Source organism: Hyphomonas sp. (assembly GCF_046313735.1).
Taxonomy (GTDB): Bacteria; Pseudomonadota; Alphaproteobacteria; order Caulobacterales; family Hyphomonadaceae; genus Hyphomonas.
The window spans coordinates 1-21,834 of sequence record NZ_JBKBXW010000004.1; the positions used below are offsets into that span (position 1 = coordinate 1).

At 64.1% G+C, this 21,834-nt stretch carries 21 protein-coding genes and 1 pseudogene; 13 read left to right on the forward strand and 9 right to left on the reverse strand.

The window, feature by feature from the left end:
• Nucleotides 1-133 precede the first annotated feature (133 nt).
• Nucleotides 134-703: pseudogene (locus ACK4SV_RS03065) on the forward strand (DNA polymerase); the annotation flags it as partial.
• A gap of 105 nt (nt 704-808) precedes the next feature.
• Here ACK4SV_RS03065 and ACK4SV_RS03070 read toward each other — a convergent pair.
• From ACK4SV_RS03070 to ACK4SV_RS03080, 3 genes are all read right to left on the reverse strand, one after another.
• Nucleotides 809-1,276 (reverse strand): NfeD family protein, encoded by a 468-nt coding sequence (locus ACK4SV_RS03070; protein ID WP_409916327.1) that lies wholly within the window; start codon nt 1,274-1,276, stop codon nt 809-811.
• A gap of 48 nt (nt 1,277-1,324) precedes the next feature.
• Nucleotides 1,325-2,290 carry an SPFH domain-containing protein gene (locus tag ACK4SV_RS03075; protein WP_409916328.1) on the reverse strand — a complete coding sequence of 322 codons (966 nt, stop codon included), beginning with the start codon at nt 2,288-2,290 and terminating at the stop codon, nt 1,325-1,327.
• A 159-nt stretch (nt 2,291-2,449) separates the two neighbouring features.
• On the reverse strand, nt 2,450-2,932 hold the full coding sequence (locus ACK4SV_RS03080) for a peroxiredoxin (protein ID WP_409916329.1): 483 nt from the start codon (nt 2,930-2,932) through the stop codon (nt 2,450-2,452).
• 133 nt (nt 2,933-3,065) lie between these two features.
• Here ACK4SV_RS03080 and ACK4SV_RS03085 point away from each other — a divergent pair, with 133 nt between their 5' ends.
• Nucleotides 3,066-3,632, forward strand: coding sequence for a YqgE/AlgH family protein (locus ACK4SV_RS03085; protein WP_409916330.1), 567 nt, complete (start codon nt 3,066-3,068; stop codon nt 3,630-3,632).
• Between the two features lie 84 nt (nt 3,633-3,716).
• Nucleotides 3,717-4,403, forward strand: coding sequence for a RadC family protein (gene radC / locus ACK4SV_RS03090; RefSeq protein WP_409916331.1), 687 nt, complete (start codon nt 3,717-3,719; stop codon nt 4,401-4,403).
• Here the strand turns inward: radC and ACK4SV_RS03095 are convergent.
• On the reverse strand, nt 4,396-5,979 hold the full coding sequence (locus ACK4SV_RS03095) for an ABC-F family ATP-binding cassette domain-containing protein (RefSeq protein WP_409916332.1): 1,584 nt from the start codon (nt 5,977-5,979) through the stop codon (nt 4,396-4,398). The genes radC and ACK4SV_RS03095 overlap by 8 nt on opposite strands.
• Nucleotides 5,980-6,248: 269 nt before the next feature.
• Here ACK4SV_RS03095 and ACK4SV_RS03100 point away from each other — a divergent pair, with 269 nt between their 5' ends.
• The 5 genes from ACK4SV_RS03100 to rnhA are packed head-to-tail and all read left to right on the forward strand — an operon-like array spanning nt 6,249 to nt 11,273.
• Nucleotides 6,249-7,673, forward strand: coding sequence for a spinster family MFS transporter (locus tag ACK4SV_RS03100; RefSeq protein ID WP_409916333.1), 1,425 nt, complete (start codon nt 6,249-6,251; stop codon nt 7,671-7,673).
• 32 nt (nt 7,674-7,705) lie between these two features.
• Nucleotides 7,706-9,205, forward strand: coding sequence for a spinster family MFS transporter (locus ACK4SV_RS03105; protein WP_409916334.1), 1,500 nt, complete (start codon nt 7,706-7,708; stop codon nt 9,203-9,205).
• Nucleotides 9,206-9,216: 11 nt separating this feature from the next.
• The gene (locus ACK4SV_RS03110; RefSeq protein WP_409916335.1) at nt 9,217-10,203 is read left to right on the forward strand and encodes a homoserine kinase; all 987 of its coding nucleotides are present in this window, start codon (nt 9,217-9,219) and stop codon (nt 10,201-10,203) included.
• A gap of 26 nt (nt 10,204-10,229) precedes the next feature.
• On the forward strand, nt 10,230-10,784 hold the full coding sequence (locus ACK4SV_RS03115; RefSeq protein ID WP_409916336.1) for a hypothetical protein: 555 nt from the start codon (nt 10,230-10,232) through the stop codon (nt 10,782-10,784).
• A gap of 42 nt (nt 10,785-10,826) precedes the next feature.
• Nucleotides 10,827-11,273, forward strand: coding sequence for a ribonuclease HI (gene rnhA / locus ACK4SV_RS03120; protein WP_409916337.1), 447 nt, complete (start codon nt 10,827-10,829; stop codon nt 11,271-11,273).
• An 84-nt stretch (nt 11,274-11,357) separates the two neighbouring features.
• Here the strand turns inward: rnhA and ctrA are convergent, their stop codons facing one another.
• From ctrA to ACK4SV_RS03135, 3 genes are all read right to left on the reverse strand, one after another.
• The gene (gene ctrA, locus ACK4SV_RS03125; RefSeq protein ID WP_409916338.1) at nt 11,358-12,071 is read right to left on the reverse strand and encodes a response regulator transcription factor CtrA; all 714 of its coding nucleotides are present in this window, start codon (nt 12,069-12,071) and stop codon (nt 11,358-11,360) included.
• A gap of 149 nt (nt 12,072-12,220) precedes the next feature.
• Nucleotides 12,221-13,057: an AAA family ATPase gene (locus tag ACK4SV_RS03130; RefSeq protein ID WP_409916339.1), complete on the reverse strand. Its 837-nt coding sequence runs from the start codon at nt 13,055-13,057 to the stop codon at nt 12,221-12,223.
• Nucleotides 13,058-13,061: 4 nt separating this feature from the next.
• On the reverse strand, nt 13,062-14,075 hold the full coding sequence (locus tag ACK4SV_RS03135; protein WP_409916340.1) for a flagellar biosynthesis protein FlhF-like protein: 1,014 nt from the start codon (nt 14,073-14,075) through the stop codon (nt 13,062-13,064).
• A gap of 212 nt (nt 14,076-14,287) precedes the next feature.
• Here ACK4SV_RS03135 and ACK4SV_RS03140 point away from each other — a divergent pair, with 212 nt between their 5' ends.
• Genes ACK4SV_RS03140 through ACK4SV_RS03160 form a run of 5 tightly spaced genes read left to right on the forward strand, consistent with a single transcriptional unit; the run spans nt 14,288 to nt 19,520 of the window.
• Nucleotides 14,288-14,689 (forward strand): hypothetical protein, encoded by a 402-nt coding sequence (locus ACK4SV_RS03140; protein ID WP_409916341.1) that lies wholly within the window; start codon nt 14,288-14,290, stop codon nt 14,687-14,689.
• A 35-nt stretch (nt 14,690-14,724) separates the two neighbouring features.
• Nucleotides 14,725-15,648 carry a pseudouridine synthase gene (locus tag ACK4SV_RS03145; protein WP_409916342.1) on the forward strand — a complete coding sequence of 308 codons (924 nt, stop codon included), beginning with the start codon at nt 14,725-14,727 and terminating at the stop codon, nt 15,646-15,648.
• Nucleotides 15,649-15,674: 26 nt separating this feature from the next.
• On the forward strand, nt 15,675-17,012 hold the full coding sequence (locus ACK4SV_RS03150) for a cytochrome P450 (RefSeq protein WP_409916343.1): 1,338 nt from the start codon (nt 15,675-15,677) through the stop codon (nt 17,010-17,012).
• Between the two features lie 55 nt (nt 17,013-17,067).
• Complete coding sequence (locus tag ACK4SV_RS03155) at nt 17,068-18,399, forward strand: cytochrome P450 (RefSeq protein WP_409916344.1); 1,332 nt, start codon at nt 17,068-17,070, stop codon at nt 18,397-18,399.
• Between the two features lie 50 nt (nt 18,400-18,449).
• Nucleotides 18,450-19,520, forward strand: coding sequence for a DUF2855 family protein (locus ACK4SV_RS03160; protein WP_409916345.1), 1,071 nt, complete (start codon nt 18,450-18,452; stop codon nt 19,518-19,520).
• Nucleotides 19,521-19,533: 13 nt separating this feature from the next.
• On the opposite strand, the gene ACK4SV_RS03165 is transcribed toward ACK4SV_RS03160, so the two are convergent.
• Together ACK4SV_RS03165 and ACK4SV_RS03170 are read right to left on the reverse strand one after the other, a co-directional pair.
• Entirely contained in the window at nt 19,534-20,394 is an 861-nt protein-coding gene (locus ACK4SV_RS03165; RefSeq protein WP_409916346.1) for an OmpA family protein, read from the reverse strand.
• A gap of 112 nt (nt 20,395-20,506) precedes the next feature.
• Nucleotides 20,507-21,784: an amidohydrolase family protein gene (locus ACK4SV_RS03170; RefSeq protein WP_409916347.1), complete on the reverse strand. Its 1,278-nt coding sequence runs from the start codon at nt 21,782-21,784 to the stop codon at nt 20,507-20,509.
• Between the last annotated feature and the right edge of the window lie 50 nt (nt 21,785-21,834).

The following is a 21,834-nucleotide window of genomic DNA, read 5'->3' on the forward strand; positions in this document are numbered from 1 at the left end:
GGCCCGCTTCGCCTGAGCTACGCAAGAGCTCCGCTCAGCGGGCCTTGACCACCCACCCCCAACCAGAAAGAAAGGCGAACAGAGTCTCCAATTAAACGGCCCGGATCAGGGGGCTGGGTCAGCGGCACTTTCAGGCGATGAGGAGCTTATCAATCTGTTCAACTCCAGTGATATGTACGACAGCTTTGCTCAAAAGTATTTGGGGATGACCAGCTTTCGAAAGCAGGCGAAGCAGCTGTTTCTGTCGTACGCTTATGGCATGCCCAGAAAAGCGGTAGTGGATGCTGCCGTATCCTTGGGCGTGGAGAGAAGCAAGGCGAAGGCAGCCTTCGCACAGTTCAGTCGATACGAAGCTTGGAAAGGTGAGATGGCTCAAAAATACGAACTAGACTCGAGAATCTCGACTGTGCTCGGGAACTATATCGTCGCCAACACTACCCCGCCATTTGGAAAACGCGAAATGCGTTCCATGATTAGTCAGTGTGTTCAGGGAACTGGATCTCTGATTTTCAAGAAGGCGCTGCTCAAGCTTTCATCGCTGCCAGACTGCCGGATATTGCTGCCGATGCACGATGCGTTTTTATTCGAGCACTCGGACAAGAATACACCTCAAGCAGTGGTCGATTGTATGAAGCAAGCAATGACCGAGACGCTGGAAAAAAGAGTCACAGGAAAAGCGAGCCTTGGGGTTTTTGCCGCCTAGACTCCTGGACAAGTGCCAAACACTTCTCTACGCGACAATTTTTCCTAGACATCACTATACCCCCCCCTGCGAAGCGGGGGAGGTGCCCGAAGGGCGGAGGGGCCCCTACCCCTTGCGCACGACAGCCAGGTTGGACCGCGTCGTCTCGACCACGATGGTGTCACCGGCAAGGATCGCCCCCTCGCCTGCCGCAGCTTCAGCGGCCCAGACGGTGTCACCTATCTTCACCTGCCCATTGCCGGCGGAAAAATCCTTCGTCGCCGACCCCCGCTGGCCGACAAGGCCTTCCATGCGGCGATTGAGCGTCGGATGCTCGCTCGCCTGGCGCCGCGCGCCGGAGAAGAACATCCGCCCCCCGGCCACGAGAACGGCGGAGGAGACGCCGAACACGACCAGCTGGCCCTGCCATCCGGCGGCAGCCTCCGGGGCGAGACCCGCAAACAGCGCCGTCACGATCGCTGCGATGAAGATCATCAGAAGATCGAACGTGCCGGTCATCATCTCGATGCCGAACAGGATCAGCGCCAGCGCCAGCCAGTGCCACCAGGTTAGTTGGGTGAGCAAGGTTTCCATCGGTCAGGTCCTCCCTGAAATAAACTGGCCTGAAATGATCCCGAAACGTCAGCCGCCGGACCGGGTCGGGGGCACCGCGCCGGAGCCGCGCGGGGTACTTGCCGTAGACTGGGCCGCATCGGTCAGCCCGCGAATGCCTTCGATGGTGCCGATGATGGACGAGAACTCCGCCGGGATGATGACGGTGCGCTGCTGGCTGGAGGTTGCGAGCTTCTCGAAGGCGGCGACATAGGCCTGGCCGAGAAAGTAGTTGATGGCGTTCACATCGCCGCGCGCGATCGCCTCGGAGACCATGGCGGTCGCTTTCGCTTCGGCTTCTGCTTCGCGCTCGCGCGCTTCGGCGTCGCGGAAGGCGGCCTCCTTGCGGCCCTCAGCTTCGAGGATGGCGGCCTGCTTCTGGCCTTCCGCGCGCAGGATGGCGGACTGTTTCTCGCCCTCTGCCTGGAGGACTTCGGCGCGGCGGAAACGCTCTGCCTTCATCTGCCGGGCCATCGCCTCGGTGATCTCGAGGGGCGGGGTCAGGTCCTTTATCTCGATCCGGGTCACCTTCACGCCCCAGGGGGTGGTCGCCGCATCAATGGTGCCGAGGAGGCGGGCATTGATCTCGTCGCGGTTCGAGAGAACCTCATCGAGGTCCATCGAGCCGACCACGGTCCGGATGTTCGTCATGGAGAGGTTGGTGATCGCGAAGTTGAGATTGTTGACCTCATAGGCGGCCGACATCGCGTCGATCACCTGGATGAAGACGATGGCATCGCAGGACACCATCGCATTGTCCTTGGTGATGACTTCCTGCTGGGGCACGTCCAGCACGGTTTCCATCATGTTGATGCGCCGGCCCACCCGCTCGATGAAGGGGGTGATCACGGACATTCCGGGGGTCAGCGTGCGGGTGTAGCGGCCGAAGCGTTCGACGGTCCAGTTATGGCCTTGCGGCACGAATTTGAACGCCGAGAAAACAAGAATGAGCGCGACAACCGCGATCAGCAGCATGACCGAAAGAATGATGTCCATGGGTCCCTCTCCATAGGTTTCGTCAGTCTGAGATGGGTGGCGATTTTCCGTTTTTCAATAAATACGGCACGAAAATCGGCCTGTCCCAACCCGGAACAGGCCGATCATCGGTCAATTCGGTAAATCTTTGTTAACGCCCTCTGGCCGGGGCGCGAACCGTCAGAGCTGGCCGAGCAGATAGTCGGCGCTGGAGACCTTGAACTCCCCGCCCTGCTCGACATTCAGCTCCGCCACGACGCCGTCCTTGACCAGCATCGAGTAGCGCTGGGAGCGCTGGCCCATGCCGAAGCCGGAGGCGTCGAGCTCAAGGCCGATGGCCTTCGCGAATGCGCCGTTGCCATCTGCCAGCATCCGCACCGTCTCGCCGGCGCCGGAAGACTTGCCCCAGGCGCCCATGACGAACACGTCATTGACCGAAGTGCAGACGATGTCATCGACGCCCTTGGCTTTCAGGTCGCCGGACTTGTCGACAAAACCCGGCAGGTGGCGGGCAGAGCAGGTCGGCGTGTAGGCGCCCGGCACGGCAAACAGCGCGACCGTCTTGCCACCGAACACCTGCGCGGTGGTCACCGGCTTCGGGCCGTCGGCGGTCATTTCCATGAATGTGGCTTCAGGCAGTTTGTCACCCACTTTGATCGACATGTCAGCGCGCTCCTTGATTAGGCGTCTCGCTCATAGGACGCTCTCCCCCGGGCTGCAATGCCCTGAGAGGGGCCAATCAAGGCTTGCCAAATCCGCCACGGTGTCCCAGCGTGACGCCTCGGGAGCCCGCACCATGCAGATGGAGACTGACCTCACCGGCAAGCTGCTGATTGCCATGCCCGGTATCGGCGATCCGCGCTTCGACCGCACCGTGATCCTCGTCTGCGCGCACTCTCCGGACTTTGCGATGGGCCTCGTCGTGAACCGGCCGATGGACGGCATCGACCTGCAGACCGTGATCGACCAGATGGACATTCCGCAGGAGACCGTGCTGGACGGCGTGACGGTCCTTGAAGGCGGTCCGGTGGCTGCGGAACGCGGCTTCGTGCTGCACACCGATGATGTGATCTGCGACGGCGCGACCATGGAAGTGGATGACGAGCTGTGCATGACCGCGACGCGCGAGATCCTCGCCGCCATCGCTTCGGCTACACCGCCGCGCAAGTTCGTGATGGCGCTCGGCTATGCCGGCTGGGGAGCGGGACAGCTGGAACGCGAACTGGCCCAGAATGCCTGGCTCGTCGGCGCACCGGATGCGGACCTGATTTTCGGGGAGGCGCATGAACACAAATGGCGCCATGCCCTGACCCGGATGGGCGTTGACCTTTCGCGGCTGCAATCGGATGCGGGAAACGCTTGAGCGTCTCGCCCGCCTGTCCTCGCGCGGCCCCTCTCGCGCAGCCCCTCTCGCGCAGGCCGGCATCCTCAGCTACCACAGGCAGCCATGACCGAGACCCCGCCTCCCCACTGGCACGGCCACCGCGACCGGCTGCGCTCCAAGCTGCTCAATCGGGGCGCCGAGGCGCTCGACGATTATGAAGTCCTGGAAGTCATCCTCATGGCCTTCATTCCGCGCCGGGACGTCAAGCCGATCGCCAAGGCGCTGCTGGCGCGCTTCGGCGGGCTGTCCGCCATCCTCGCCGCACCGGCCGCCGATCTCGTGAAAGTCGATGGCATCGGTGAGACCGTTGCCGCCTACTTTCGCGCCATCAGCGAGATGCACAGCCGCGCGGGCCGGGAAGAGATCAAGGCGCGCGAAGTCATCTCGTCCTGGACCGTGCTCGTGGCCTATGTTCGGCGGGAGATGCAGCATGAGCCGCGCGAGCAGTTCCGCGTGCTGTTCCTCGACCGAAAGAACCAGCTGATCCTCGACGAGGTCATGGGCCGGGGCACGGTCGACCATGCGCCGGTCTATCCGCGCGAGGTGGCGCGCCGCGCGCTGGAGGTGCAGGCCTCCAGCCTCGTGCTGGTCCACAATCACCCCTCCGGCGACCCCCAGCCCTCGCGCGCCGATATCGACATAACCCGCGGGCTGATCGACGCGCTCGAACCCTTCGACATCAATGTCCACGACCATCTGATCGTCGGCACCAAGGGCGTCGTCAGCCTTAGATCATCCGGCCTCATCTGAGGCTGAGGCGCCGGATAATGCCGATCCGCTCCAGAAATGTCTCGTCATGGCTGACCACCATGAGCGCGCCGTTATAGCCCCTCAGGCCGGCTTCGACAGTTTCCATCGAGGCGATGTCGAGATGGTTGGTCGGCTCGTCCAGGAACAGGAGTTGCGGCGGGCGCGCGCCGCCGAGCACCGCTGCGAGCCCGGCGCGCAGGCGTTCGCCGCCGCTGAGCGTGCTGGCCACCTGCAAAGCTGCGCCCGCCCGGAAGCGGAAGCGGGCGAGCGCGGCGCGGCAATCCTGCTCGCCGGCCTCCGGGTTGAGCCGGCGGAACGCCGCAAGGATCGTCTCCGACGGGGCCAGCAGGCTGACATCCTGGTCCAGCATCGCCATTGCGACCTGGACCTTTACGCTCCCCGCCAGAGGAGACAGGCCGCCCGCAACCGTGCGAAGCAGGGTCGACTTGCCCGCGCCATTCGGCCCGGTGATCGCAACCCGCTCCGGCCCCCTGATTTCGAAAGTGAGGCCGGAGACCACCGGCGGCGCCCCCGGATAGCCCACCGACAGGCCCTCTGCCATGAGCACGGCCCGCCCCGCAGGCAGGCCAGCCGGGGCGAGGGCAACGGTGAACGGTTGCACCACTTCGACCCTTGACCTTGCCTCTGCGGCGGCGGCTTCTGCCTCATGCCGCTGGCGCTCCGCGAGCCGGTCCAGCGATCCGGATGAGGCTTCCGCCCGGCGCTTCTGCGCGCCGAGAAGGATCTTCGGCGCCCCGCCCTTCGCGGCCTTGCGGGCGCCGGCCCCGTCGCGGCGCGCCTTGCGCTCTGCTGCGAGGCGGGCCTTGTCATGGACGGCTTCGACGTCCCGCTGCGCGCTGTCGAGCGCGGCTTCAGCAGCGGCAAGTTCGCGCGCCTTGATCGCCTCAAATGCGCTCCAGCCGCCACCATGGCGCGATGCGCCCAGCGAGGTGAGTTCGAGGATGGCGTCCATGCCTTCGAGCAGCTCCCGGTCATGGCTGACGACCAGCGCGCCGCCGCGCCAGCCCGAGAGCAGGTCCGACACTGCGGCGCGCCCTTCCCGGTCGAGATTGTTGGTCGGCTCGTCCAGCAACAGGAAATCCGGCTCGTCAAACACCAGCGCCGCAAGCGCCGCCCGCGTCCGCTGCCCGCCTGAGAGCCTCGCGAGCGGTGTGCCCGGCCCAATGCCGCTGAGCCCGGCGCGGGCGAGGGCCGCTTCAAGACGCGCCTCCAGCGTCCAGTCCGCCGCGTTCAGGTCCGCCTCATCGGCGCTTCCGGCAACGATCCGTTCCAGCTGCGCGAGCGCGCCCTCGAGCCCGAAAAGCGAGGCTAGTGTGTCGCCGGGGCCCTCAACTGCAAACTGGCGGAGCATCGCTGTGCGCCCCTCGACCCGGATGGTTCCGGCAGTTGGCCTCAGCGCGCCGCTGACAAGATGCAGCAGGCACGACTTGCCGATGCCATTGCGGCCGACAAGTCCGATGCGCTCTGCGCCGAGAACGAATCCGAGATCTGAAAAAAGAACCCGGCTATCCGGAAGTGCGAAGGTAACCGAGGTGACGGTGATCGAAGCAGGCATTGACGCGACTCATCCGGGAAACTGATCCAAGGGCGGCTGTTTTCCGGATCGTGTTCATGGGAGGTCCTGCCTGTTCGCCGGGCGCACTGCGCCGCGCTGGCCGGGTACACGCGCGGCGCGAAAAATTCAAGCCTTCGGGGGCTGGCGCCAGCAAGCGCAGCTGCTTCCCTAACGATAACACTTGCAGGCTGCGAGCGGTCGGTTACCGTCCTGTCATCACAGCCGCGCCGCAAGAAGCAGCGGACGTTCAACAGGAAAGAGGAGCGCGTATGCAGTCAGCGGCAGGCAGTGGCACGGCCGAGTCTGGCCAGGGCCACCTCACGGGGTATGGGACGTTTTCTTATCGCACTTATGTGCTTCTGACGCTGACCCTTGTTTACACGCTCAATTTCGTCGACCGGATCCTGATCAGCGTCGTAGGCGGCCCGATCATCGAAGAATTCCAGCTGACGAATTTCCAGTTCGGCATCCTGTCGGGCATTGGCTTCGCATTGTTCTACACTCTGCTCGGCATTCCGATTGCGAGCTTCTCAGAGCGATACAACCGCGTCCGCATCATCGGCATCTGCGTCATCCTGTGGTCGATTGCGACCGTGCTTTGCGGCTACAGTGTCGGCTTCCTGACGCTGCTCCTCGCGCGCCTGGCTGTGGGTGTCGGCGAGGCAGGCTGCACGCCGCCGGCCAATTCGATCATTACGGACTATTACAAACCGCTATCACGCCCGACCGCGCTCGGGATCTACGCCATGGGCATCACCATCGGCGGCGTGCTGGCGCAGGTATTCGGCGGCTGGATCGTCCAGAACTTCACCTGGCGCGAGGCCTTCATCTATGTCGGCGCGCCGGGCGTCCTCGTTGGCATCCTCGTGCTGATGACCATCAAGGAACCACCCCGCGGATATACCGAACCTCCCGGCGCCAAGATTGTAGACAAATTGCCCTTCCGCGATGCGGTGAAGGAGATTTTCAGCAAGCGCACCTTCTGGATGATGTCGGCAGGCGCCACGCTGGCAGCTTTCGCAGGCTACTCGCTCGTGGGCTTCCAGCCGCTCTACATCCAGTATGTCTTTGGCTATACCGCTGGCGAAACAGCCATCCGCTTCATGGCTATTCTCGGCCTGATGGGTACGCTCGGCGCCTTCCTCGGCGGCTTCCTGACCGAGAAAGCCACCCGCTTCTCGCCCAGCGCCGGTGCCTGGGTGCCGGGGTTGGCCCTGCTCGCCTGCTTCCCGATCTATGCTGCCGGTTTCCTTGTCGATGCTGGCGTTGCGGTCATGTTCGGCCTGTTCCTCATCGCGAACCTGTTCCAGTATTTCTATCTCAGCGCCCAGTACAATATCGCCACCGCGGTGGTGAGTGTGCGGGCCCGCGCGACGTCTGTCGCCATCCTGCTGTTCATCGCGAACCTGATCGGCTATGGCGCCGGCCCGCCGGTGATCGGCTCGATTGCCGACTTCCTGACGACCCAAGCCATCAATTCCAGCGCCTATGCCGACATATTGACGAACCGGTGTAGCGTGTCGGTCGCCTCGGCGGGCGAAGAACTCGCCGCAGCCTGCCGGGAGCTGAAAGGCATCGGCATCCGGCAAGCCTGCGCGCTTGCGACAGCGATGTTCGGAGTTGCAGGCGTCTGCTTCCTGATTTGCGCCCGAACCTTCGTGAAGGACCGCTGGTCCAACGCCCCTGCTACCTGATCCACCCAACACGCATTACGGGACCCTCGCAGATGTCTGATGCTGCTGCCAAAAGCGAGGCGCCCATTGCGGCGCCCGCTGGTTACCTGACGGGCTACGGTACGCCCCAGTACCGCGCCTATGTGCTCAGCTCGCTGCTGATCGTCTACATCTTCAATTTCATCGACCGGTCGATCTTCAACATCCTGGTCGAGCCGATGAAGATCTCGCTGAAGCTGGAAGACTGGCACATGGGCGTGCTGGGCGGCCTTGCCTTTGCGATCTTCTACACGACGCTCGGCATCCCGATCGCGCGCATCGCCGAGCGCCGCAGCCGTATGCTGATCATCGTCATCTCGCTCGCCCTGTGGAGCCTTATGACCGTGATGTGCGGCTTTGCCGTCAGCTTCCTGACGCTGTTCATTTTCCGGATGCTCGTGGGTGTTGGCGAAGCCGGCTGCACGCCGCCCGCGCAGTCGGTCATCGCGGACTATTTCAAGCCTACCAGCCGCGCGACAGCCGCCTCGATCTACGCCCTCGGTGTTCCGCTCGGCGGCATGTTTGCAGGCCTCGCCGCCGGCCCGATCAATGATTACGTCACCGGCGAGAACGTCCACCACCTTCTCGAATCCTGGGGCTGGACCTGGGTGCTCGGCCTGTTCGACTGGAAGAGCCTTGAAGGCTGGCGCATCGCCTTTATCGCGGTCGGCCTGCCCGGCGTCGTGTTCGCCATCATCCTTCATTTCACCGTCAAGGAACCGCCGCGCGGCTATTCCGATCCGCCGGGCGCGCCGAAAAAAGCCGTGCCGGATGGATTCGGAACGGTTCTCAAGGAACTGATGAACAAGCCGACTTATGTGCACGTCGTTGCCGGGGCCGCGATTGCCTCCTTCGCCGGATACGCAGTCGGGGCGTTCTCCACCTCTTTCCTGCTGCGCACCCACGGCCTGACGCTGACGGAAGCCGCGCTGATCTTCTCGCTTGTGCTCGGCCTGATGGCGGCGCTCGGCGTGTTCCTGTCGGGCTACCTGGCGGATAAATGGGCCGTGCGGTTTCCGAAATCCCTCTCCTGGCTGCCGGCGCTCGGCATGGGCCTCTCGGTGCCGCTCTATTGGATAGGCTACCTCGCCCCGAGCGTGCCGCTGATGATCCCGCCACTGATGCTGGCAGCGACGCTGCACTATTTCTATCTCGGCCCGATGTATGCGGTCTCTGCCGGCGTCGTTGATGCCCGCACGCGCGCAACGGCGGTGGCCATCACGCTGTTCGCGGTGAACCTGATCGGTATCGGCCTTGGCCCGACGATGATCGGTTTCCTGTCGACCTTCCTGAAGACCACCTTCCTGAGCGGCAACGATCTTGGCCTGACGCTGCAGATCTGCCGCGACCTCACTGTCCTGTCGCCTGAACAGGTCGCCGAATGCCGCAGCGCCGACTCGCGCGGGCTGCAATGGTCGATCATCGTCTTCGCCTCGCTTTATGGCTGGGCGGCGATCCACTACCTGATCGCGGGCAAGACGCTGCAGCGTGACATGATCGCGAAAACTGCGTAAGGCGCCCGCCTATGGCGGTCTACACGCAGGTCTCTGACGAAGCGCTCTCGGCCTTTCTGGCGGAGTATGATCTCGGCGATGCCCTTTCCTTCAAGGGGATCGCCGAGGGCGTCGAGAACTCAAATTACTATCTCGAAACAGAAAAAGGCAGGTTCATCCTCACCCTCTTCGAGAAGCGGGTGAACGCGGCGGACCTGCCCTTCTTCATCGGCCTGAAACAGCACCTTGCGGCCAAGGGCTATCCCTGTCCGCAGCCCGTGATGGGGCGCGACGGCGAAGCGCTGCGTAGCCTCGAAGGGCGCCCGGCGGTGATCGTGACCTTCCTTGAAGGCCTGTCGCCGCGCCGCCCGAATGTGCGTCAGTGCCGCGAGCTGGGCGCGGGGCTCGCGCGGATGCACCTGGCGCTTCAGGACTTCGCGATGGTGCGCGAAAACTCGCTCGGGCCGAAAGCCTGGGCGCCGATGTGGCAGGGGCGCAGCGAGGCGGCTGACGCCCTGCAGCCCGGCCTTGCCGCAACGGTGGACGCCGCCTTCGCGCGCATCCGCACGGCGCGTGCCTTTTCCGGAAGCCTGCCCCGCGGGACGATCCACGCGGACCTGTTTCCCGACAACGCCTTCTTCCTGGGCGACCGCTTCTCCGGCGCCATCGACTTCTACTTCGCCTGCACCGACGCGCTCGCCTATGACATCGCAGTCTGCCTCAACGCCTGGGCGTTTGACGAGGGCAATGCGACCGACGCCTCACGCCTCGAATACAATTTCTCCAAGGGCGCTGCGCTGATCGCGGGCTATCAGTCTGTCCGCATTCTTGAGCCTGCCGAGCTGGAGGCCCTGCCTGCGCTCTGCCTTGGGGCAGCGATGCGCTTCTTCCTGACCCGGCTGGCGGACTGGTCGTCGACGCCGGCAGGGGCCCTCGTAAAGCCCAAGAATCCGCTTGAATATGCCGCGCGCCTTGCATTCCATTCACGGATGGAGAGCGCCGAAGGGTATGGTGCCTGACAGGGGCAGCTGGGGAGACCGGTTTGTTGGCAACAGAAGACGCGGCCAGACCCGCCTATGCCGAGCCCGCGCGCCCGCGCCGGGTGAAGCGGGTGAAACTCGCCCTGTTCTGCGCCTCGATGATCGCCAGTGTCGCCGTGAGCATCATCGGGGGCCTCACCCTCGGGCTGTTCGACCTGATCGGCGGCGCCGTGGGCCGCGACCTCGGCGTGACCATCGCGCAGGGCGGCCCGGTCGGCGGGGCCATACTGGCCGCGCAGCTCTCGATGCTGAATTTCATCCTTTTTTTCCTGACCATCCCGGCGGCGGCGATTGCCCTCGGTCTGTCGATCGCGCGCCTGCCTGGGCGCGGCATCACGGCGGGCAAGCCTTACCTGCGCTGGGGCGGCATCTGGGGCGGTGTGCTGGTCAGTGTGACAACCGCCCTGTTCGGGCTGTTCGTGGATGTGCTGGCGGGGATTGGGGCTTTCATCACAGGCGGCCTGATCGGCGGGCTTGCGGGCCTCTTCTGCGGCCTTGTCTTCCATTCGATCGTGCGCCCGGCGCGCCAGCTTTCACAGGAAGACATTTCCGTTTTCTGACGCGCGCTTGACGGCGCGGCCAAAGCCCCCCACCCCGCATGCATGACTGATGTGATTGAAATCTGGACGGACGGCGCCTGCAGCGGCAATCCCGGACCCGGCGGCTGGGGCGCGCTGATCCGCTGGAACGGACATGAAAAGGAACTCTTCGGCGGCGATCCGGCGACGACCAACAACCGCATGGAAATGATGGCCGTGATCGAGGCGCTGAACGCGCTGAAACGCCCCTCGAAGGTCACGCTGCATGTCGACTCCACCTATGTGAAGGACGGCCTGACCAAATGGATCAAGGGCTGGAAACGCAATGGCTGGAAAACCGCTGACAAGAAGCCGGTGAAGAACCAGGATCTCTGGATGGCGATGGAAGAGGCGTGCGCGCGCCATGACATCACCTGGAAATGGGTCAAGGGCCATGCCGGCGACGAAGGCAATGAACGCGCCGATGCGCTCGCCCGTCAGGGTACGGAAGAAGCGCGCGCCCGGAAATGAACCCGGAAATGAAAAGGCCCGGCCATTGAGGGGCCGGGCGCTTTGTTCAGGGTACTGCCGATCAGGCCAGAACCATTCCGGAGATCAGGCCGCCTGCCCGACTTCACCAGCTTTCTGGCCGGGTCGTGGGTCCCTCAGCACATAGCCGCGGCCCCAGACCGTCTCGATGTAGTGGTTGCCGCCTGTCGCCTGCTGCAGCTTTTTCCTCAGCTTACAGATGAACACGTCGATGATCTTGAGTTCCGGCTCGTCCAGGCCGCCATAAAGGTGGTTGAGGAACATCTCTTTCGTCAGCGTCGTGCCCTTGCGGAGCGACAACAGCTCGAACATCGCATATTCCTTGCCGGTGAGGTGCACGCGCTCACCCTCAACCTCGACCGTCTTGGCGTCGAGATTGACGAGGATTTCGCCGGTGCGGATGACGCTCTCGGCATGACCCTTGGAGCGGCGCACGATCGCGGTGATGCGCGCAATCAGTTCGTCCTTGTTGAACGGCTTGGTCAGGTAGTCGTCCGCGCCGTAGCCGAGCGTCTTGACCTTCGCTTCGATGTCCGGATTGCCGGAGAGGATCATGACCGGCGTGTTCACACGGCTCATGCGCAGCTGTTTCAGCACGTCAAAGCCGGTAATGTCGGGCAGCGTCAGATCCAGCAGGATCATGTCGAATTCATAGACCTTGCCGATATCGACACCGTCTTCGCCGAGGTCTGTGAGATAGACATTGAAGCCCGCAGCTTTGAGCATCAATTCGATCGAGCGCGCCAGGGCCCGGTCATCTTCAATTAGCAGGACGCGCATGGCTCGTCTCCCGAATCAACTTAAACATCAGTAGCCGGATTGGCCCGAACTGTGAATCCCAGCGTTTACCTTTTTCCACATGAAAGGTTTTCAAGGGGTAAACGCAGCCCCAAAACCCCTGAATAATTCTTCATACTTCCCGGCACGGATCAGTTCCCGAGCTCGGCATGAGATTGTCCGATCACGACCTGTGCGATCGCAAGCACGTCCTGAACCGGCTGCGCAGCCGGGTCCGAGGAAATCAGTGTTTTCTGGCAGCGTACCGCGTTGCGCACCTTCGGATCGTTCATCACGATGCCGGCAAGGCGCGGCCGGAATCCGAGGAAGGTCTGGCAGGCGCGGGCGACGGCTTCATAGGTGCGCTGGCCGGCGGCGCGCGTGTCAGCAAGGTTGATGCAGATGAGCGGCTCAACGCGCGGGTCATAGCCGCGCAGCACCTTGATGAAGGCATACCCATCCGTCATTGAAGAGGGATCGTCGGTAATCACGATCAGCGCGCGGTCGCCGGTACGGGCAAGGCGCATACAGTTCGCCTCGATCCCGGCGCCAAGATCCATGACGACATGGTCATACTGCAGCGACAGGGCGGAGAGACCGGCGGCAAGCCGCGCGACCTGGTCGGTCGGCAGCTCGGCGAGTGCGCCGGAGCCGGAGCGGCCGGGCAGCACATCGAACCCGCCATGGCCAGCACCGCCATCAATCGGTGTAACGGCATCCTCGAGCTCGACCCATCCTGCGACGACCGCCGCGAGGTCTGTTTCCGGAGCGATGCCAAGCTGCACGTCGACATTGGCAAGGCCAAGGTCGCCATCAACCAGCAGCACCCTGCGGCCCAGCTGGGCGAGCGCCGAGGAGAGGGAAATCGACACGAAAGTCTTGCCGACCCCGCCCTTGCCGCTGGCAACGGCGATGAAGGAAGCGGGGGTCACACGGGGGGGCGGGCGCACGGGCGGGCGGTCCTGGGATCTGCGAAGCGCGAAACTCATGGGATCAGGCAGCTCCTTTGAGGGAGATCACGTCGCCTCGTGCGTCTTCCATCAGAAGGGCAGCGAGGCGGGAGGGGGCAGCCGGAACGAGCCCGCCGCCGATGAAAGGGGATATTGCAAGGTGCGAGAAGGCAATGCCGGCAGATGTCAGCGCTGCAATCGCCCCGCCCCGGCGGCGCACCACATCCAGCTTGGTCAGCACAGCGCGGCGCACGCCGGCGCGGTAGAAGGCGCGAGCGGATTCGGAAAGATCGTCCGGATGGCCCTCCGCCGAGAGCACCAGAACCGGCTCGGCGCGGATCGCGGCGACAAGGTCGCCAAGGCTTGCCAGATCCTCGCCCTCGAACGGATTGATGGCCGGCAGGTCGATCACGCAGCGCCGGCTGGCATCGCGCAACTCCCGCAATTGAGCAAACAAGGCATCCGGCGTCTCGGCAATGCGGATCTGGCTGCGCTCCCGCTCCAGATAGGCCGCAAGCTGCTCTCCGCCGGCAGAGCCATCGAGATCGGCCGCAAGCGGAGTAATTTCGGTGCGCGCCACCGAGGCCCGGCGCGTCAGCTTGGCAGCCACCGACGTACGGCCATGACCCGGCGGGCCGACCAGCAGGATATCGCGGTCAAGACGGGCCGGAACCGGATCGCAGGTGACGAGCCGGTCGAGCCCCTCCGCCATGGCTTCTTCCGGCGTCGCAAAGCCGCCCGGCAGGCGCCCTGCACCCTCATTGGCCACGCGCTCTGCAAAGCGCTGCGGCGCGCCGTGCCAGAGGAGCGCATCGCGCACCCGGGCAAAGACCGGATTATCCAGGCCGCGGCCATGACCCATGCCGCGCGCTTCACGCAGGAAGACAGGCTCATTCCCGATGGCGGCCTGCCCTGCCCGCTCGGTCGCGGCGCGCACTTCCACGCCGCCGCCATCCACTTCGCGCTCGGACAGGATCACGGCGTCCTCGCCCATCTCAGCAAAGATCATCGCCTTGGCAGCTTCCATGGATTCTGCGGCGAACATCTTCATGCGCATGGGCGGGCGTCCTCGTGCTTACGCGGGGCGCGGCAACGGCCTGAACCAGGGCCCGGATGCCGGCGTACTCAAGGAGATTGAGCCGCCCAAAAGGTTAATTTTCTGGAAAATTGCGTTAGGGTTTACGAGAAATTCAGGAAACCAGCTGCGTTTTGCAGGCGTTCCTTCTGGCGGGCTGGCACCACAGAACTTGCAGCAGAGAAAGCAACCCGATGCAGCTCACCGAGATCGCCGCCGTCATCGGCCTCAGCCTCGGCGCCCTGATGGGCCTCGGGGCGATGATCTCCCCGCGCTGGGCCTCCGGGGTCGTCAGGCTGGTGGCAGATCCCGCAAAGCCCGGGGGATATTCAGAATTCCGGGGAACCTATGGCGGCCTGTTCTTCATGGTGCACGCCGTTGCGCTGGCGATTGTGCTGGCAACGCCGCCCACGGCGTCTGCATTGGCGACCCTGCCTGTGGCCGCAGGCTGGCTCGGCGCAGCCCTCGGGCGGGCCCTGTCGCTACTGCTCGACCGCGAGCAGGTCGCCGGCGCCCGCATCATCCCGATCTGGATGGCGACGGAGGTGGCGCTCGGCCTTGCCATCGGGGCGCCTGTCCTGCACTTGCTGGGTTAGCCCGCACGCCCTGCGGCCCACAGAAAGACATTGCCATGCCGGAACGTCGTGAGACGGCCCGCCCCCGCCGGAAACCCTCCGGCCCGAAACGGACCGCCCTGCCCCGCAAACCTGCTGCCACGCCGGCAGACTGGAGCGAGGGCGAGCGCATCGCCAAATATCTCGCGCGCGCCGGCATCGCCTCGCGCCGCGAGATCGAGCGGCTGATCGAAGCCGGCGATGTGAGCGTCAACGGCCAGAAACTGACATCACCCGCCTTCAAGGTGACGGGCCGGGAGCTGATCAAGGTCGGCCGGCGCACGGTCAAGGCGCCGGATGCCACCCGGCTCTGGCGCTATCACAAGCCCTCCGGCCTCATCACCACAACCAACGACCCGGCCGGGCGGCGCACGATCTTTGACGAACTGCCCAAATCCCTGCCCCGCGTGGTCACCATCGGCCGGCTCGACCTGACGACCGAGGGCCTCCTGCTGCTGACCAATGACGGGGAGCTGGCGCGCTTCCTGGAGCTCCCGAAGAACGCGCTGGAGCGCACTTACCGCGTCCGCGCGAAAGGCACCGTCACCCAGCTGAAGATAGATGAACTCGCAGCCGGCATCACGGTCGAGGGCGTAAAGTACCAGCCGATCAAGGCCGTTTTCGACCGCGAGCTCGGCGCAAACTCCTGGCTGACGGTGACGCTGACCGAGGGGAAGAACCGCGAAGTGCGCAAGGCGCTTGAGTCGGTCGGCCTGACCGTCAACCGGCTGATCCGGGTCAGCTATGGCCCGTTCCTGCTGACCGATCTCAGGCCCGGCCAGGTGGACGAAATCCCGGGAGATATCCTTTCCGAAACACTCGGAATTCTCGGCTTCACGCCAGGTGCCGCACCGGCAAAGCCACAAGCTGACCCAAAGTCACGCCTTGGCAGGCGGGGGCCTTCGGATAAATTGAAGGGCAAGCGGCGAGCGAAGCCGTAACCCCGGACCCGAAGGATACGCACGCGATGTCTGATACGGCTGTTCTGGCAGTACCGCCGGACACGAAGAAAGATCCCTCCCGCACGATGACCGCAGCAGCGGCAGCGACATGCGACCAGATCGTGACCCCGGCAGTCTATGCCGATCAGAAAGTGCTCGACGCCGCCTTCGCCCGCCTGCGCGCCGAGGATCCGCTCGCCTGGTGCGAGCCGGAGGCGTTCCGGCCCTTCTGGGCGGTGACCAAACATGCCGACATCATGGAAGTGTCGCGCCAGAACCAGCTGTTCACCAACGGCCAGCGCGAGATGCTGTCCTATCATGAGGCCGAAAAGGGCGTTTACGCCAAGTTCGGCCAGCCCCACCTTCTCAAGACCCTCGTCCAGCTCGACGACCCGCTGCACTACAAGCTGCGCCACCTGACCCAGGAATGGTTCATGCCGCAGAATGTGAAGAAGCGCGAAGACGCGGTCAAATCCATCGCAAAGCAGTATGTCGACCGGATGGAAGACCTCGGCGGCGAATGTGATTTCCAGCGCGATGTGGCGCTGTATTACCCGCTGCGCGTGATCATGCAGATCCTTGGCGTTCCGGAATCGGACGAGCCGATGATGCTGAAACTGACGCAGGAGATTTTCGGCGCGCAGGATGAAGACCTGATGCGCGACAAGTCGCTCGCCGAGGAGCGCGATGTGGAGAAAGGCCTCGCCTCCATTCAGGCGACACTCGCCGAATTCTTCATGTATTTCACCTCGATCACCGCCGACCGGCGCGCCAATCCGAAGGATGATGTGTCCACCGTGATCGCCAACGGCATGGTGGACGACGAACCCATCGGCCAGCTCGAAGCGATGAGCTATTACATCATCGTCGCGGCCGCCGGCCATGACACGACGAGTGCCTCAACCGGCGGCGGCGTGCTCGGGATGCTGCAGAACCCGGCTGAGTTGAAGAAGATGATGGCTGATCCCAAGGCCATCTCTCGCACGGCGGTCGATGAAGCGATCCGCTGGACGACGCCTGTGAAGCATTTCATGCGCACCGCGCAGGAGGATTATACCCTCCGTGGCAAGAACATCCTGAAAGGCGAAAGCCTGCTGCTGTGCTACCCGTCCGGCAACCGCGACGAGGAAGTCTTCGACGACCCCTTCACCTTCAAGGCCGACCGAAGCCCGAACCGGCTGATCTCCTTCGGCTATGGCGGGCATATGTGCCTGGGCATGCACCTCGCACGGCTTGAAATGCAGGCGATCTATGAGGAGCTGTTCAGCCGCGTGAAATCGATCGAGCTTGCCGGCGAGCCGACCTTCATCAAGGCAAACTTCGTCGGCGGGCCGAAATCGATCCCGGTACGGTACAAGTTCTGATCCTTGTGGAGCGCCGCCCGGCGCGCCTGCAATCCCCACCGTTCAGGAGGCAACCATGGCCCTGGTGAATGTGACCGACACCTATCAGGTCGAAAGCCCCCCGAAGGACCCTAAGTTTGGCCGGGCGTTTGACTTTACGCCCCCGGTGAACCTCACTGATCCGGAAGTCTTTTCCCGCCATGGCGGCTACACGCATGACGCCTTCGCCGAGATGCGCGCCCATGCGCCGGTGATGTGGCATCCGGAAATCATGGGGGCCGGTTTCTGGGCCGTGACGAGCTATGACCTTGTGAAGAAGGTTGAGCTCGATCCAGGCACTTTCTCCTCGCAGAAAGGCGGTATCCTGATGAATTACGGCATGGAGGGCGTGCCACGCCATCCCCTGCTGCATTCATCCTCCTTGAACTCGCTGATCAACCTCGACCGGCCCTACCATACGCCCCTTCGCATGGAGCATATGGCATACTTCCGCGCCGATTTCGTCTCTGAACTGAGGAAGCGCGTCGAGGCGGAAGTCACCCGGCTGCTCGATGCCATGCAGGCCCGTGGCCCTGTGGTCGATATGGTGGAAATGTTTTCCGCCGAACTGCCGCTGTTCACGCTGTGCGAAATTCTCGGCGTGCCACCAGAAGACCGGCCAAAGCTCGTCCACTGGATGCACTTCCTCGAGACGTCGCAATACCAGGCGCAGCAGGAAGGCCTCGGCAATGTCACGCCCGAGCAGATCATGACCTTCATGACTGAAATCCAGGCGATGTTCGAGTATGGCCGCTACCTGCTGGACGAGCGCCGGAAAAATCCGCAGGCTGATCTTCTCTCGGCCATCGCCAATGTCGAGATTGACGGCAAGCCGCTGTCACCTGAATTCCTGGACGGCTCCTGGCTGCTGATCGTGTTCGCGGGCAATGACACAACGCGCAACTCGCTCTCCGGCACGATGCGCCTGATCACGGAGTTTCCGGAAATCCGCGAACAGCTGAAGGAAAAGGCGGAACGCTTCCCCAATTTCGTGCACGAAGCTATCCGGATGGTGACACCGGTCACCTATATGCGGCGCACGGCAACAACCGACACGGACCTCGGCGGCCAGAAGATCGGCGAAGGCGAGAAAGTGGTGATGTATTATCCTGCCGCCAATCGCGATCCGTCAAAGTTCGACGATCCGCACCGTTTCGACATCGACCGCGCCAATGCGAAGGAGCACCTCTCCTTCGGCCACGGACCGCATGTCTGCCTTGGCCAGCGGGTTGCCAACATGCAGCTGGAGGCCGCCTATCGCCAGATTCTCGGGCGGTTCCCGAATGTCCGCTGGACCGGCGAACAAGTCCTTGCCCCGAACAATTTCGTTCATGCCATATCATCCCTGACGGTTGACCTCGGCTCCTAATCGCGCGACAGGCGAGTGGCGCGGACGGGACACGCGCAAAGGGGATAATCATGAGCGATTTTCTGATCCGGCGGGGCAATCTTCGGGAAACAAGCTGGACCGACGTGATACCCGCCCCCCTGGCAGAGGGCGCCGCGAGGTTGCGCGTCGATGCCTTCGCGCTGACGTCAAACAATGTGACCTATGCCGCCTTTGGCGAGGCGATGGGCTATTGGAACTTCTTTCCGGCAGCCGACCCGTCCTGGGGCCGCGTGCCGGTCTGGGGGTTCGCGACAGTGATCGAATCCCGGGCAGCGGGTGTTGAACCCGGCACCCGGCTTTATGGCTACCTGCCGATTTCCGAAGTGTTTGATGTGACCCCTGCCCGCATCAGCGCGGCCGGGTTTCTGGATGGCGCTGCCCACCGGCAGGGCCTCGCGGCGATCTACAACACCTATATCCGCAATGATGCCGACCCCTCCTATGACCCGGCCTTCGAGGCGCAGCAGATGCTGTTCCGGCCACTCTTCACGACGGGCTGGATGATTGACGACTGCCTGATGGAGAGCGGCGCAGCGATCCCCGAAACCGTGGTCGTCTCCAGCGCATCGTCGAAAACCGCCCTCGCCCTCGCTCACTGCCTGAAGCAGCGCGGAACCGTCGAGGCTGTTGCGCTAACATCCGATGCCAACCGTGAATGGGTCGAGGCTACCGGTCTTTATGCGCGGACGATCCCCTACGAGGATGTCGACCAGCTGCACGCGCGCGGCCTTGCCGCCTATGTGGACTTCGTCGGCCGGCCGGCCCTGACGGCAGATGTGCACCACGCGCTGAAGGACCGGCTGGTGCGCAGCCTCGTCATCGGCGTGACGGACTGGGAAGCCAGCCGCAAGCCGGTCGAGGCGCCGGGCCCTGCGCCTGAATTCTTCTTCGTGCCCACCTATGCTGCCGAGCGGGCCAAGGCCCTTGGTGCAGACGAGCTGAATGCCCGAACGGCGCGCGCGCTCTCGGGCTTTTATGCGGCCTCCGCAAAATATGTCACACCTGTCGAAGCCCGGGGCCCGAGCGCGATCGAGGCTGCCTGGACGCGCACGCTCGATGCGGCGATTGCGCCGGATACCGGCCTCATCCTCGGCTTCTGAAGCGGGGCGGCGCTCAGCGGCGGGCGGTGACCTTGAACTCTGTGCGCCGGTTGCGGGCCTGGGCCTCTGCCGATGTGCCCGTGTCGAGCAGCCGGCTTGCACCATAGCCCACGGGGGCAAGCGCGTCCGCCGGTACGCCCAGCCCCGTGAAGTGATCGCGGATCGCATTGGCGCGGTCCTGCGAGAGCCGCAGATTATAGTCCGCCAGCCCGCGCGAGCCGGTATGGTTGCCAATCTCGACAGAGAAGGACTGGCAGAGGCTGGCTGTGCCCGCGAGGGCATCCAGCAGCGGCAGGCTGACGGGCGAGATCGTCGCGGCGTCCGCCACGAAGATGATCTCGCGCCCCTCGAGCACCCGCCGGAAGGTCGCTTCACAGGCATCGGGGGTCACTGTGCGCCGCGCGAGCATGGCCACTGGCGCGCCGGGGCCGGTCTCGCCGCCTTCCACTTCAATCCCGTCGAGGATGATCAGGCGCACTTCGGAGGCGCGCGGATGCGCCGTCAGCGAGGCGCGCGCCGCAGCGAGGCCGCGCTGGCGAACTTCTGCGCTGGGGGCGCTGCCGGCCATAATGGCGACACTGTCGCGAACGATGAGCTGCGCCCAGCTGAAGCCAGCGGCCTGCAGCCCGGACTGGATTTCCTCAACCCATACCGCCGGGCTGGCTGCAAAGGCTTCCGGCGGGGTGGTTACAGCGAGGAAACGGCCATCGCGGAACTCATAAAGCCCATCGGCAATCGGAACACAGTCCTCCGATCCGGCAACGCTGCTGGCGGCTGAACGGGCCCCGGGCTGAGCCGGGTCGCCCTCCGGCGCGCTGCAGGCAGCCAGCGAGATCAGGGCCGAAACGGCCAGGAGGCCAGGGCGAAAGCGCATGTTTTTCCTCATCGCGGGACACCCCGATTCTTCAGGGTTTACCCTCATTCCTGCATAGGACACTGCCCGCGCGCGGTCAAAACGCACAGGCACTCGCTGTCTGCCATGCAAATTACCTGCCGGACTTGTAGACCTCGCCGCCCTTCATGACGAAGGAGACGTCCCCGAGGCGGCTGATGTCGCGCAGCGGATCTGCCGCCACCGCGATGATATCGGCGAACTTGCCGGCCTCGATCGTGCCGATGTCCCGGTCCATCTGGACATGGCGGGCGGCCACGACGGTCGCAGATCGGATCGCTTCCTCCGCCGTGAAGCCTGCCTCAACCATCAGGGCAAGCTCGCCAGCATTGTCACCATGCCGGGAGACGCCGGTATCTGTGCCGAAGGCGATGGTGACCCCGCCTTCCCGCGCCCGGCGCAGCATGTCCAGCATCAGCGGGCCGACTTCGGCCGCCTTGGCGCGCGAGGCCGCCGGCAACCAGGGCTCGTTCGTCCAGCCGGTCACCGTGACGCCTGCCAGCACCGTCGGCACCAGCACGGCGCCCCGCTCGCGGAACAGCGCAATCGTCTCGGTGTCCAGATACGTGCCGTGCTCGATGGAATCGACACCGGCGCGAAGGGCGGACTCGATCCCGCCCTTGCCATGGGCATGTGCGGTGACCTTGCGGCCCATCGAATGGGCTGCCTCGACGATTGCGGCGAGCTCAGCGTCCGAGAATTGCTGCTCGAGCCCCGCCGCAGTGTTCGACAGGACACCGCCGGTTGCGGTGATCTTGATGAGGTCGGCGCCGTCCTTGATCTGCTGGCGCACGGCGCGGCGGCAGTCGTCGGCGCCGTTGCAGATATTCGTGCCGGTAAAGCGCGCCATGACTTCGGGCGCCCAGCCATTCATGTCGCCATGCCCGCCCGTGACCGCGACCGACCGGCCCGAGGCGCGAATGCGCGGGCCCGGCACGGCGCCGCGCGCAATTGCATCCCGCAGCCCGAACACAGCCGAATTGTTCCCGCCGACATCCTGCACCGTGGTGAAGCCCGCCCGCAGGGTGCGCAGCGCATAGGCCGCGCCGTCGAACGCCGTATCGACCTCGGAATTCTCGAACACCCGAAACCGGCTGTTCGGTCCGTTCTCGCTGGTGATGTGCACATGGCTGTCGATCAGCCCGGGCAGCACATAAGCGTCGCGCAGGTTGATGACGGGATAGCTCCGCGGCGTGGAATAGCCGGGCGTCACCGACACGATCCGACCGCCCTCGACCAGGATCGTCTGGCGGGTCAGGTATCCCTCGCCGGGCTTGGCGAGGACGTGGCCGGCATGGATCACGGCGTCCTGCGCTAGTACGAGCATGGCGGCAATCATTGCGCCCAGCACAGCGCTCACGAACTTTTTCATGGCATATCCTCCCAGACAGGCGGAGACCCTACCGCGTCCGCAACCGGAAA